Source organism: Enterobacter sp. MGH85 (assembly GCF_001037655.1).
Classification (GTDB): Bacteria; Pseudomonadota; Gammaproteobacteria; order Enterobacterales; family Enterobacteriaceae; genus Enterobacter; species Enterobacter intestinihominis.
The window spans coordinates 528,255-541,520 of the sequence record NZ_KQ089925.1 but is presented as its reverse complement, the minus strand read 5'-3'; the positions used below and the strand labels follow the sequence as shown (position 1 = coordinate 541,520).

Sequence of the window (13,266 nt, the reverse complement as noted above, 5' to 3'; positions counted from 1 at the left end):
GATTTCGTGGTCTTATTCTTTTATTCAGATATGAGTTATTGCGGTTGCTCTCTCGATTAATGACCTGCGAAAAGATAATGAAAGAAAAAAGACGCGAGATTATTAACGACAGCATGCAGGCTCTGCACGCCCTGGCGAAGCTGATGCCACAACTCAACGCGCAGTGTTCGCCGGTTGAAATGCTGGAAATCATCAACAGCGCACTGGGGGCAAATCTCTCGTGGGTCAGTGTCGAATCCGCAGACGGGCCGCGCGTGGTTTGTGCCGGCGACGTGACGTGTCACGCCTTCAACGTGGCGGATTTTCTTGCCAGCACCCTGTTGCAACGGCATCACCGCGCCTGGCGCGTTATCTACTGGAAAGAGCATATTGGCCGGGCGGTATTTTCCCCTCAGCACCCGGGCTATGCGCGGCTGCAAAGCGGCGTGCTGTGTAAACTCTCAGCGCATGGCAGACAGTGCAGTGGTTATTTCTTTTTGGCTTTTAATGAAAAACTGACCTCGTTGCCGATATTGAAAAATATCGTGGTGGTATTGGTCGAGAAGCTAAAAGATTATTTTGATGACATCATCGTGCGGGAAAAAACAGCGCAAGAGATGCAGCGCGTCGTCACGCAATATAAAACTTTATTTGAACGTGCTCCGGTATTGATGAACGCCTTTGACAGACATAACCGGTGTGTATTGTGGAACGCCGAATGCGAAAAAGTCTTTGGCTGGAGTATGACTGAAATCGGCGAGCACCCCGATCCGCTGGCCCTGTTTTACCCGGATCCCGAGGAGCGACAGCGCGTGCAGGAGTCGGTTCGTTTCGCACCACTTAAGGATATGTACGAATGGCACCCGGTGCGTAAAGACGGGACGCCGTTAACCATCCTCTGGTCAAACATCCTTTTACCGGATAACTCCATTCTCAATATTGGCCTCGATATCACCGAACGTAAAAAAGCAGAACAGCAGCTGACCGTCAAAGCCACCACGGACGATCTGACGGGCTGTATGAATCGCTCGACAATTTTACAGCGGCTCAAAATGGCGCTGGCAGCCAGTTCGCCGCAGGATGTCAGTAGCCATTTCTGTCTCCTGATGTTCGATCTCGATTATTTCAAGCAGATCAACGATCGGTGGGGACATCAGGTTGGCGATGCGGCATTGATTCACTTTTGCGACCGTATTCGCGAAGTGAGCCCGGCCGGGTCGGCACTGGGACGGGTAGGGGGCGAAGAGTTTGTTCTTCTGCTGGCGCGTACGGATGGTATGGCCGCTACGTTGCTCTCTTCCCGGCTGCGTGCCGCGCTGATCTCAAAACCGCTGCGTGTGGGCGATAAAACGCTGGTACTCTCTTTCAGCGCCGGGGTGGTTGAAGTCTGTCAGGGGCAACGGGATACTTCTGCCATACTGATGCGTGCCGATCAGGCATTATATGACGCCAAGCGTACGGGAAGAGGAAAAACGGTTCTGGCGTCTGATTATTTATAAATCAGCATAAGAACAAAGAGCAGGCTATTTCAGCCAACAAATTTTCCACACCTGTCGCGGGTAATTATTATCCTTATCAGAAACGAAATGAATACTTTTAGTTTGGCTTACGGGAAAATATTATCGGCATCACGAATTTTAGGATTTTTAATACCAAAAGTCAGTTGCTAACTTCCCATGATTCATGCAACGTAATCACCTGTTTATCAAAGCAGCCGGTCTTCATTGCTACAGGCGTACAACATGCAGGGATACAGAGCGGGAAATGAATCGTAGCGCGCGGCGCAAAATGCTCAAAGCGGTCGGGATTATCATGGTAGTTATGCTGCCGGTGATGCTTGCGCTATGGTTTGCCCAGCTTAGAGCCGTGTCGGAAATCAGCGCTCAGCTGCGCACGTTTGCTGAACTTGCTTTAAACAAAACTGAACGGGTTATTCAACAGGTTGATATGGCCCGGGAAGACGCGGAAAAATATCAGGGTAAAGTGTGTACGCCGGAGCATCGTCAATATATGTTGAACGTTTCCCGCGGTCGCCTTTTTGTTGCCGATTTAATTTATGCTGAAGGCCAGGACTTTCTCTGCTCGACCCTTATTACGCCGGATCATCCTTACATCATCCCCGCTGCCAATTACACACGTAAACCCGACGTTGCTATCTATTATTTTCGCGATACGCCATTTTTTAATGGTTATAAAATGATATATATGCAGCGCGGAAATTATGTCGCAGTGGTCAACCCGCTTTCGTACAGTGAGGTGATGTCAGACGATCGTTCCCTGTCGTGGGGAGTGTATGACACCGTCAGCAATGCATTCTTTTCTGTGAGTCAGAAAGCCAATATTTCTTTATTGCATTCGATGCTCCGACATCAGGAAACGACTTTTCAGAAAGATGACCGTTTTTATAGGATCGTAAAATCAGAGCAGAGGCCCATTGCGGCCATCGTTTCAACCTCCAATGCCCGTTTTTATAAAACGCTTTATCATCAGGCTACTCTGACGCTACCGCTGGGGATGATTTGCAGCATTATTATTTTGCTGGTGTGGTCGCGAACACACCGTGAATTCAATTCGCCTGGCCGACTTCTGCACCGGGCGCTGAATAAACGCCAGCTGTGCGTCCATTATCAGCCCATTATTGATATAAAAAATAACCAGTGCGTGGGAGCAGAGGCGTTGTTGCGTTGGCCAGGATTCAACGGTCAGGTTATGAGCCCGGCGGAATTTATTCCCCTGGCCGAAAAAGAGGGGATGATTGAGCGCATTACGGATTACGTCGTGGAGGAGGTGTTCACCGATCTGGGCCATTTTCTTGCCGCTCACCCCGATCTGTATGTCTCGATTAACCTGTCGGCGTCGGATTTTCACTCTTCGCGTCTTATCGCCCTGATCTCCGACAAAGCCCGCTTTTACTCGGTTCGCGCGCAGCAAATAAAAATTGAGGTGACGGAGCGGGGGTTTATTGACGTGCCGAAAACCACGCCGGTCATTCAGGCGTTTCGCCAGGCGGGGTATGAAGTGGCGATTGATGATTTCGGAACCGGCTACTCTAACCTGCATAACCTCTATTCGCTGAACGTCGATATCCTGAAAATCGACAAATCTTTTATCGATACCTTAACCACCAACAGCACCAGCCACCTGATTGCCGAGCACATCATTGAGATGGCGCAAAGCCTGCGGCTGAAAACCATTGCGGAAGGGGTCGAGACGGGGGAGCAGGTGAGCTGGCTGCTGAAGCGTGGCGTGCAGTATTGTCAGGGATGGCACTTCGCGAAAGCGATGCCGCCCCAGGCATTTATGGCCTGGCAGCAGCAACCCTTGCGTTAACACGCATTAATTGAGCTGATGGCGGTAGTCGCTCGGCGTACGGTCAAACTCGCGGCGGAAGACGCGGGAAAAGGTCTGCTGCGACACATAGCCCAGATCCATTGCGATATCAAAAATGGGCCGCTGCGTTGAGCGTAACGCCTGCGCCGCCAGCAGGAGCCTGCGCTGGCGAATGTAGTCACCCAGCGTTTGATGCATTACGGTGCGGAACATTCTCTGTAAATACCATTTCGAATAGCCCGACTTCTTAGCGACCACATCAATGTTCAACGGCTGGTCGATATGTTCATCAATCCATTCAATAAGCGTCTGAATAATTTGCTGATGCGACATAAGGTTACCCCTCTGTGGAGACATCTGTCCTGGTTGATTCGTCGTTTTCTCTGCGGGGGAGTATAATTCCTCAAGTTAACTTGAGGTAAAGAGGTTTTATGGAAAAGAGATTACCGCGCATCAAAGCGCTGTTAACCCCCGGTGAAGTGGCGAAACGAAGCGGCGTGGCGGTGTCGGCGCTCCACTTCTATGAAAGCAAAGGGTTAATAAAAAGTATCCGTAACGCCGGAAACCAGCGGCGCTATACCCGCGATGTGCTCCGCTACGTGGCGATTATCAAAATTGCGCAACGTATCGGCATCCCCCTGGCTACCATCGGCGACGCGTTCGGCGTATTGCCGGAAGGACACTCGCTGAGCGCGAAAGAGTGGAAGCAGCTGTCGTCCCAGTGGCGAGAAGAACTGGATCGTCGTATTCACACGCTGGTGGCCCTGCGCGATGAACTGGATGGCTGTATTGGTTGCGGGTGTTTATCACGTAGTGATTGTCCGCTGCGTAACCCGGGTGACAGGCTGGGCGAGCAGGGAACAGGGGCGCGGTTGCTGGAGGAGGATTGAAAGGTGTTTGCCGGGTGCTTCGCTTACCCGGCCTACGCTCTCGGTTTTGTAGGCCGGGTAAGGCGCAGCACCCGGCAACAAGCATAAAGAACTAAAGCGCCACTAAGGGCGCTTTAGTTTTTTCCGGTCTTTGTCTTTCTCTCTATCCCGCTGGCTCACGGGAGGGTTTCCCCCGACATCAGTACTCCTCGTGTCGAGCTTATGGAGGAGGTTCCGGTTTGTACTGACACTTTAATTCTATGCCCGGCCGCCGTTTTTGCCACCGGAGATGATGAGATTTTAGCCGAATTTTTTTCGTGAAGTTGTTCAGTTTTCTATAGTTAAAAAGTATGAATCACCGGAGAACATCATGCTAACGGTCCACCACCTTAACCAGTCTCGTTCCCATCGTGTCCTCTGGGCGCTGGAAGAACTGGGTCTGACATATGAGATTGTGCGCTACCAGCGCGAAAAAACCATGCTCGCACCAGACGCGCTCAAAAAAGTGCATCCGCTGGGAAAATCCCCGGTACTGGAAGATAACGGACTGGTTCTGGCTGAATCAGGCGCGATTCTGGAATATCTTCAGGAAACGTACGATTCGGCGTCACGATTCAAACCGTTAGATCCCGCCCATAAAGTGCAGTATCGCTTCTGGCTGCATTACGCCGAAGGATCTTTGATGCCGCTGCTGTTAATGAAGCTGGTATTTAACAGCCTCGGCAAACCCCCCGTCCCGTTTGGCCTGCGCACGCTGGGTAAGGCGCTAGGGCAGGGGGTGCAAAAAGCGTATCTCAACCGCCAGCTGGAAACGCATGCGCGCTTTATTAACGATCATCTTGCCGAAAACAGCTGGTTTGCCGGCGACACGCTGACCATGGCGGACATCCAGATGAGTTTTCCCCTCTTCGCCCTGCTGGCGAGAGGTGGCATCGACAATCTCGACCACATAGCGGCGTGGAAACAGAGAGTGGAGGCACGTCCGGGCTGGCAGACAACACTTGCGAAAGGCGGCCCGCTGACGATACCCGGCGGGGGATGAAATGTAACGAAATTGCGCATGGACGATAACGTTTGCGCATCCTCTGCTTAATTCTTCATCGTCATGAGGCAATTTTAGCGAAAAACGAGAAAGTTCAGTTGAAAAGGGCGGGTATTAGGCTAGATAATCGTTTGCCTACATTTGACCACCCGTTTTGTAAGCGCGGAGCTAAACGTTTGCTTTTTTTGTGACGCCCCTTTCGTCGCAAACGCAGCACAAGGATTTGACGTTTCGCTGGCAGTGGAGTCTCCACCACGCTTACGGACTTTCAATAAAAATTTTCAGGGGATGTTTTCTATGTCTACGCCATCTGCGCGTACCGGCGGTTCACTTGACGCCATGTTTAAAATTTCTGCTCGCGGCAGCACCGTGCGCCAGGAAGTTGTTGCCGGTCTGACGACGTTTCTGGCGATGGTGTACTCCGTCATCGTGGTGCCGGGCATGCTCGGCAAAGCCGGTTTCCCGCCAGCGGCGGTCTTCGTTGCCACCTGCCTGGTTGCGGGTGTGGGTTCGATTGTGATGGGCCTGTGGGCGAACCTGCCGCTGGCGATCGGGTGCGCCATCTCCCTGACCGCGTTTACCGCCTTCAGCCTGGTGCTGGGCCAGCATATCAGCGTCCCCGTAGCGCTCGGCGCGGTGTTCCTGATGGGTGTTCTGTTCACCGTGATCTCTGCTACCGGCATCCGTAGCTGGATTTTGCGCAACCTGCCGCAGGGCGTGGCGCACGGCACCGGTATCGGCATCGGCCTGTTCCTGCTGCTGATTGCCGCCAACGGCGTGGGTCTGGTCATCAAGAACCCGCTGGACGGCCTGCCGGTTGCGCTGGGTAACTTCGCGAGCTTCCCGGTAATTATGTCGCTGGTGGGTCTGGCGGTGATCATTGGCCTGGAAAAACTGAAAGTGCCGGGCGGCATTCTGCTGACCATTATCGGCGTGTCCATCGTCGGTCTGATCTTCGACCCGTCCGTTCATTTCTCCGGGATTTTCGCCATGCCGTCGCTGAGCGATGACAACGGTAACTCCCTGATTGGTAGCCTGGATATTGTGGGCGCGCTGAATCCGGTGATCCTGCCAAGCGTGCTGGCGCTGGTAATGACCGCGGTGTTTGACGCCACCGGGACCATCCGCGCGGTGGCCGGTCAGGCTAACCTGCTGGACAAAGACGGCCAGATCATTGACGGCGGCAAAGCGCTGACCACCGACTCCCTGAGCAGCGTTTTCTCTGGTCTGGTGGGTGCAGCGCCAGCGGCAGTGTACATTGAGTCCGCAGCGGGTACGGCGGCAGGCGGCAAAACCGGCCTGACGGCTATTACCGTTGGCGTACTGTTCCTGCTGATCCTGTTCCTCTCTCCGCTCTCTTATCTGGTGCCAGCTTACGCGACCGCACCTGCGCTGATGTACGTCGGCCTGCTGATGCTGAGCAACGTGGCGAAAATCGACTTTGCTGACTTTGTTGATGCCATGTCCGGTCTGATCACCGCGGTATTTATCGTGCTGACCTGTAACATCGTGACCGGCATTATGATCGGTTTCGCCTCGCTGGTGATTGGGCGTCTGGTCTCCGGTGAGTGGCGCAAGCTGAACATCGGTACCGTTGTCATCGCCGTTGCGCTGGTGGCGTTCTACGCGGGCGGCTGGGCAATTTAAGTTATCCATTGATGCGAAAACGGGTGGCTCAGGCCGCCCGTTTTTATTTTCAGGACTCATCCCGTTGTCTTTTACGTTACTCTGGAGAGGATAGAATAAGAGGCACGACGCCTCAGGTTTGGCTTAAAAAGAAACACAGCAAACAGGGAACGCATGGAAATTTTCTTCACAATACTCATCATGACCCTTGTGGTCTCATTATCCGGGGTGGTTACACGCGTACTGCCCTTCCAGGTCCCCCTGCCTTTAATGCAAATAGCTATCGGCGCGCTGCTGGCGTGGCCGACGTTCGGTCTGCACGTGGAGTTCGATCCGGAACTGTTCCTCGTGCTGTTTATCCCGCCGCTGCTGTTTGCCGATGGCTGGAAAACGCCGACGCGCGAATTTCTTGAGCACGGGCGAGAGATCTTCGGTCTGGCGCTGGCGCTGGTGGTCGTTACCGTGGTCGGGATTGGTTTCCTGATCTACTGGGCCGTACCGGGGATCCCGCTTATACCCGCCTTTGCGCTGGCTGCCGTGCTGTCGCCGACCGACGCCGTGGCGCTGTCCGGCATTGTGGGCGAAGGGCGCATTCCTAAGAAAATCATGGGCATTTTGCAGGGCGAGGCGCTGATGAACGACGCTTCCGGCCTGGTCGCCCTGAAGTTTGCCGTGGCGGTAGCCATGGGCACCCTGGTCTTTACCGTCGGCGGTGCAACCCTCGAATTCTTCAAGGTGGCGATTGGCGGTATCCTCGCAGGCTTTGTTGTAAGCTGGCTGTACGGTCGTTCGCTGCGCTTCCTCAGCCGCTGGGGCGGCGATGAACCGGCGACGCAGATCGTCCTGCTGTTCCTGCTGCCGTTCGCCTCTTACCTGATTGCCGAACATATCGGCGTGTCGGGCATTCTGGCGGCGGTAGCCGCGGGGATGACCATCACCCGTTCCGGCGTGATGCGCCGGGCGCCGCTGGCGATGCGTCTGCGCGCGAACAGTACCTGGGCGATGCTCGAGTTTGTCTTTAACGGCATGGTGTTCCTGCTGTTGGGCCTGCAACTGCCGGGCATTATGGAATCTTCGCTGATCGCGGCCGAAGCGGATCCAAACGTTGAAGTCTGGATGCTGTTTACCGATATCGTACTCATCTACCTTTCGCTAATGCTGGTGCGTTTCGGCTGGCTGTGGACGATGAAGAAGTTCAGCGTTCGCTTCCTGACCAAAAAGCCGATGGAGTTCGGCTCCTGGACCACGCGCGAGCTGCTGATTGCCTCTTTCGCGGGCGTTCGCGGGGCGATTACCCTTGCTGGTGTGCTCTCCATTCCTCTGCTTCTGCCGACGGGCGACGTCTTCCCGGCGCGCTACGAGCTGGTGTTCCTGGCGGCGGGCGTGATCCTCTTCTCCCTGTTTGTCGGCGTAATTATGCTGCCGATTCTGCTGCAGCATATTGATGCGGGTGACACCTCGCAGCAGCATAAGGAAGAGCGGATTGCCCGTGCGGCGACGGCGGAAGTGGCGATTGTCGCCATCGAGAAGATGGAGGAGCGTCTGGCCGCCGATGCCGAAGAGAACATTGATAACCAGCTGCTGAAGGAAGTCAGTTCACGCGTGATCGGTAATTTGCGTCGCCGTGCTGACGGACGTAACGACGTGGAAAGTTCGTTGCAGGAAGAGAACCTCGAGCGCCGTTTCCGCCTGGCGGCGCTGCGCTCCGAGCGTGCCGAGCTGTATCACCTGCGCGCGACGCGGCAGATCAGCAACGAGACGCTGCAAAAGCTGCTGCACGATCTGGATCTGCTGGAAGCGTTGTTGATAGAGAATCAGTAGCGCTGTAATTGCCCGGTGGCGCTGCGCTTACCGGGCCTACGTGCTCGATCGGTTCCCTCTCCCTATGGGCTGAGGGTTCCCCACAAATTAATGCGAGCACTGAGCAATCCCCTCGCCCCTCCGGGGAGAGGGTTAGGGTGAGGGGAACATACGGCGGTGGTGGTCATTCCGTTCACTTTATGTTCCTTGCTACTCTGTAACGACATGACCGGTGAACGTGCCAGGGTGGCTCAGTCGCCACCCCCCTGGCGACCCGGGCTCCCGGCGGAAAATCGCCGCTTCGCGGTGCCCTCGGCTTATTCCTTCCGGCTTATCGGGTACGGGCGGAGGCAACGTCCCTGTAAAGCCGCCCTCTCGGCGCATCCCTGCGCCTCGCCCCGGCCGGAAGGCAAACGCCTCAGCGATTTACAGCCGGACCAGGGCATCGCTGACAGCCCTCAGTCATTTAGAAAGCAACTTTATTGCTTCTGCATAAAAAAATTACTGGGGATCCCTCAGCCCTATGGGAGAGGGTTAGGGTGAGGGTACCCAAAACCCCTCACAGCATTGCAACCACGCCTGTGCGCTGTGCGACAGATACACCCCTTCACGCCAGATCATCCCTAACTGCCAGTGCAGATCGCTCTCCAGCGGGATCCAGCGCAGCGTGTTTTTATCCAGCCGCTCGCAGATCGGCTGCGGCAGAATGGCTATCCCCACGCCCGCCTGTACCATCGCTGCCAGAAAATCCCACTGGCCGCTGCGCACCGTAATGCGCGGCTTTACGTTGTGCTGGTTAAACAGCGCCATCAGCTGGCGGCTTAAGGCGAAATCTTCGTTGTAAATCAGCAGCGGGTGTTCGCCGAGCAGCTCGGGTTTTACTGATTCAATCTTCAGCCAGTCGCCGGAGCGCGGCACCAGCACGCACAGCGGGTGGCTGAACAGCGGCAGCGTTGCCAGCCCGCTCTCTTCTTCCACGGGAAGGGCCGTCATGGCCACGTCCAGTTCACCGTTCATCACCGCCTGCTGCACGGTCAGGCCGCCAAATTCAGAAATTTTTAGCTCAACGCCGGGATAGCGCTGGCGAAACAGGCTAATCGGCCCGGCCATCATCATGCCGACCATCGGCGGAATGCCGAGCCGCAGCAGCCCTTTTGTCAGGTGGTTGATGTCCCCAAGCTCGGCCTCCAGCTGGCGGAACTCCGCCAGAATTGCCAGCCCGCGCTCGAACACCACGCGACCGGTATCGGTCAGCAGCAGCTTGCGCCCGTCGCGGATCAGCAGGGTACAGTTCAGCTCATCTTCGAGGTTTTTCAGCATCTTACTGATGGTAGGCTGGGTTACGAATAACTTCTCCGCTGCGCGGGTAAAACTTTGCTGGCGAACCACCTCGACAAAATAGCGCAGCGTTCTTATGTCCATGATTATTCCTCGAAACTATACCTTCGATGATTTTAATTCATTTCAGTCGATACCGTACGCTCACTATACTGGCGCCTCGTCTCATTTCTGAGGAAAACCCCCATGGCCGTGGCGTTAAGCCGTGTTACGCCTGCCGTTGTTCAACGACTCCAGGTACCGGTTCAGGTACTGCTCTACGCGGGACTGTTTGTTTTTGCTGAATATCTTGTCGACTGGCTGAACCTGCCTTTACCCGCCAACCTGGTGGGAATGGTGCTGATGCTGACGCTGATCCTCTGTCGCGCGTTGCCCCTTAGCTGGGTGCGGGCCGGTGCGCGCTGGCTGCTGGCGGAGATGCTGCTGTTCTTCGTTCCGGCCGTGGTGGCGGTGGTGAATTATGCGCAACTGCTGATGGTCGACGGCTGGCGCATCTTTGCGGTTATCGCCCTGAGCACGCTGATGGTGCTGGGCGCCACCGCCTGGGTGGTGGATAAAGTGTATCGCTTTGAAATCAGCAGGCAGAAGCATGACTAACTTTCAGATAAGCGTGCTATGCCTGATTGCGACAGTCGTCATTTACTTTGCCAACAAGCGCCTGTATAGCCGCTTTCGCACGCTGCCGCTGATGCCGCTGGTCTTTACGCCGATCCTGCTGGTGCTGATGCTGGTCTTCGGCCATATCTCCTGGCAGAACTACATTGGTGAATCCCACTGGCTGCTGTGGCTGCTCGGCCCGGCGACTATCGCCTTTGCGGTGCCGGTGTATGACAACCTGGCAATTATTAAACGCCACTGGATGTCGCTCAGCGCGGGTGTCGTCACCGCGACGGTAGTGGCGGTGTGCAGCTCGGTCTGGCTGGCGCGGCTGTTTACCCTGTCTGATGAAATCCAGCGCAGCCTGGCGGTACGCTCGGTGACCACACCGTTCGCGCTGGCGGCGGCTAAACCGCTCGGCGGACAGCCGGATCTGGTGGCGCTGTTTGTGGTGGTGACCGGCGTGTTCGGCATGGCAGTGGGGGATGTGCTGTTTCTGCGCCTTTCCATTCGCGAAGGGATGGCGAAAGGGGCGGGGTTTGGCGCGGCGTCGCACGGGGCGGGGACGGCACGTTCGTATGAGCTGGGTCAGCAGGAAGGCGTTGTTGCAAGCCTGGTGATGATGCTCTCGGGCGTGACAATGGTATTAATCGCGCCGCTGGTGGCGTGGGTGATGTTTTAAGTTCCCCGGCCAGAGCGACCGGGGAGAAAAGGTTTAGTGCGCGCGGCCCTGCTCAACACCCAGGCCGGTTTGCGAGCGGATAAACTGGGCGCGGAATTTCTCACGCTCCAGGTTACCCTCCGGCGAGTTGTCGGTCGCTGAGAAGAACCAGATCCCGATAAACGCCACGGCAATGGAGAACAGCGCCGGGTATTCATACGGGAAGATAGCGCTTTCGTGACCGAGGATCTGCACCCAGATGGTCGGGCCGAGGATCATCAGAATCACCGCCGTCAGCAGCCCCAGCCAGCCGCCAATCATCGCCCCACGGGTGGTCAGTTTTGACCAGTACATGGAGAGCAGAATGATCGGGAAGTTACAGCTTGCCGCAATCGAGAAGGCCAGCCCCACCATAAAGGCGATGTTCTGCTTCTCGAACAAAATCCCCAGCAGGATGGCGACGACGCCCAGCACCAGTACGGTGATTTTGGAGACTTTCAGCTCATCGCGCTCGCTTGCGCCTTTGCGGAAAACGTTGGCGTAGAGATCGTGCGATACCGCAGACGCACCAGCCAACGTCAGCCCGGCAACCACCGCGAGGATGGTGGCGAAGGCCACGGCAGAGATAAAGCCGAGGAACAGGTTACCGCCTACCGCGTCGGCCAGATGCACCGCCGCCATGTTGTTACCGCCGATAAGCGCGCCCGCCGCGTCTTTAAACGCCGGGTTTGCCCCCACCAGCATGATCGCGCCAAAGCCGATGATAAAGGTCAGTATGTAGAAGTAGCCCATAAACCCGGTGGCGTAGAACACGCTTTTACGCGCTTCACGTGCATCAGACACCGTGAAGAAACGCATCAGGATATGCGGCAGGCCAGCGGTACCGAACATCAGGCCGAGACCGAGCGAGAGCGCGGATATCGGATCTTTCACCAGCCCGCCCGGGCTCATGATCGCTTCCCCTTTCGGGTGCACTGACATGGCTTCGGTAAACAGATTATTGAAGCTGAACCCGACGTGCTTCATTACCATAAAGGCCATAAAGCTGGCGCCGAACAGCAGCAGTACCGCTTTGATGATCTGTACCCAGGTGGTGGCCAGCATGCCGCCGAACAGGACGTACATCACCATCAGCACGCCTACCAGCACCACCGCGACGTGGTAGTTCAGACCGAACAGCAGCTCGATCAGTTTGCCCGCGCCGACCATCTGGGCAATCAGGTACAGCGCCACCACCACCAGCGAACCGCAGGCGGAGAGCATGCGGATGGGGCCTTGTTTGAGGCGGTATGAAGCTACGTCTGCAAAGGTGTAGCGGCCAAGGTTACGCAGGCGCTCGGCAATCAGGAACAGAATGATCGGCCAGCCGACGAGGAAGCCGAGGGAGTAGATCAGGCCGTCATACCCCGAGGTATAAACCAGCGCGGAGATCCCGAGGAACGAGGCGGCAGACATAAAGTCTCCCGCAATCGCCAGCCCGTTCTGGAAGCCGGTAATGTTGCCGCCCGCGGTGTAGTAATCGTTACGGGAGCGCACGCGTTTCGACGCCCAGTAGGTGATGTAAAGCGTTAGCACCACGAAAATCAGGAACATGATAATCGCCTGCCAGTTGGTTGGCTGGCGCTGGACCTCGCCGGTAAGGGCATCTGCCGCATGGGCAGCAAAGGGAAGTGTGGCGGCAAGCGCCGTCAGGACTCGCTTCATGATGCTTTTACCTCGCGCAGAACTTCTCTGTTAAGACGATCGAATTCACCGTTCGCACGCCAGACATACACACCTGTCAGCACAAACGAAATAACGATAACGCCAATGCCAATTGGGATGCCGCGCGTAACGCTGGTTCCGGCGTGCAGCGGCGTACCGAGCCACTGCGGCGCAAAGGCGATCAGCAGAATAAAGCCGACGTAAATAACCAGCATGATGATGGAAAGGATAAAGGCAAACCGTTGCCGTTTTTCGACGAGCTCCCTGTAGTGCGCACTATTCTCTATCTGCTGACAAATATCGTTATTCATCACAGAGTC

Annotated in this window: 12 protein-coding genes; 8 read left to right on the top strand and 4 right to left on the bottom strand. The window is 55.8% G+C overall.

Annotation, left to right across the window (positions count from 1 at the left end; all coding sequences use genetic code 11):
- Nucleotides 1-77: 77 nt before the first annotated feature.
- Nucleotides 78-1,478: a sensor domain-containing diguanylate cyclase gene (locus SK51_RS02505; RefSeq protein ID WP_032676709.1), complete on the top strand. Its 1,401-nt coding sequence runs from the start codon at nt 78-80 to the stop codon at nt 1,476-1,478.
- Between the two features lie 265 nt (nt 1,479-1,743).
- Nucleotides 1,744-3,309, top strand: a complete 1,566-nt coding sequence (locus SK51_RS02500; protein ID WP_023305265.1) for an EAL domain-containing protein — start codon at nt 1,744-1,746, stop codon at nt 3,307-3,309.
- Nucleotides 3,310-3,315: 6 nt separating this feature from the next.
- Here SK51_RS02500 and soxS read toward each other — a convergent pair whose 3' ends face one another.
- On the bottom strand, nt 3,316-3,642 hold the full coding sequence (soxS, locus tag SK51_RS02495) for a superoxide response transcriptional regulator SoxS (protein ID WP_003860277.1): 327 nt from the start codon (nt 3,640-3,642) through the stop codon (nt 3,316-3,318).
- Nucleotides 3,643-3,740: 98 nt separating this feature from the next.
- Here soxS and soxR point away from each other — a divergent pair, with 98 nt between their 5' ends.
- The 4 genes from soxR (at nt 3,741) to SK51_RS02475 (ending at nt 8,667) form a co-directional block, all read left to right on the top strand.
- The gene (gene soxR / locus SK51_RS02490) at nt 3,741-4,199 is read left to right on the top strand and encodes a redox-sensitive transcriptional activator SoxR (RefSeq protein ID WP_003860275.1); all 459 of its coding nucleotides are present in this window, start codon (nt 3,741-3,743) and stop codon (nt 4,197-4,199) included.
- 349 nt (nt 4,200-4,548) lie between these two features.
- Nucleotides 4,549-5,220, top strand: a complete 672-nt coding sequence (locus tag SK51_RS02485; RefSeq protein WP_022646756.1) for a glutathione S-transferase family protein — start codon at nt 4,549-4,551, stop codon at nt 5,218-5,220.
- 297 nt (nt 5,221-5,517) lie between these two features.
- Entirely contained in the window at nt 5,518-6,867 is a 1,350-nt protein-coding gene (gene ghxP / locus SK51_RS02480) for a guanine/hypoxanthine transporter GhxP (RefSeq protein WP_022646757.1), read from the top strand.
- A 153-nt stretch (nt 6,868-7,020) separates the two neighbouring features.
- On the top strand, nt 7,021-8,667 hold the full coding sequence (locus SK51_RS02475) for a Na+/H+ antiporter (RefSeq protein ID WP_048206580.1): 1,647 nt from the start codon (nt 7,021-7,023) through the stop codon (nt 8,665-8,667).
- 513 nt (nt 8,668-9,180) lie between these two features.
- Here SK51_RS02475 and SK51_RS02470 read toward each other — a convergent pair.
- Nucleotides 9,181-10,068 carry a LysR family transcriptional regulator gene (locus SK51_RS02470; RefSeq protein WP_023305266.1) on the bottom strand — a complete coding sequence of 296 codons (888 nt, stop codon included), beginning with the start codon at nt 10,066-10,068 and terminating at the stop codon, nt 9,181-9,183.
- A gap of 102 nt (nt 10,069-10,170) precedes the next feature.
- Between SK51_RS02470 and SK51_RS02465 the strand changes: the two genes are divergently transcribed.
- Together SK51_RS02465 and SK51_RS02460 are read left to right on the top strand one after the other, a co-directional pair.
- A complete protein-coding gene (locus SK51_RS02465) occupies nt 10,171-10,581 on the top strand; it encodes a CidA/LrgA family protein (protein WP_022646760.1) in 411 nt (136 codons plus the stop codon).
- Entirely contained in the window at nt 10,574-11,263 is a 690-nt protein-coding gene (locus SK51_RS02460; protein ID WP_048206579.1) for an LrgB family protein, read from the top strand. Before SK51_RS02465 ends, SK51_RS02460 begins: the two co-directional genes overlap by 8 nt.
- A 33-nt stretch (nt 11,264-11,296) precedes the next feature.
- Here the strand turns inward: SK51_RS02460 and actP are convergent, their stop codons facing one another.
- Both actP and SK51_RS02450 read right to left on the bottom strand, forming a co-directional pair.
- Nucleotides 11,297-12,946, bottom strand: coding sequence for a cation/acetate symporter ActP (gene actP, locus SK51_RS02455; protein ID WP_023299099.1), 1,650 nt, complete (start codon nt 12,944-12,946; stop codon nt 11,297-11,299).
- On the bottom strand, nt 12,943-13,257 hold the full coding sequence (locus SK51_RS02450) for a DUF485 domain-containing protein (protein WP_022646763.1): 315 nt from the start codon (nt 13,255-13,257) through the stop codon (nt 12,943-12,945). Before SK51_RS02450 ends, actP begins: the two co-directional genes overlap by 4 nt.
- Nucleotides 13,258-13,266 lie beyond the last annotated feature (9 nt).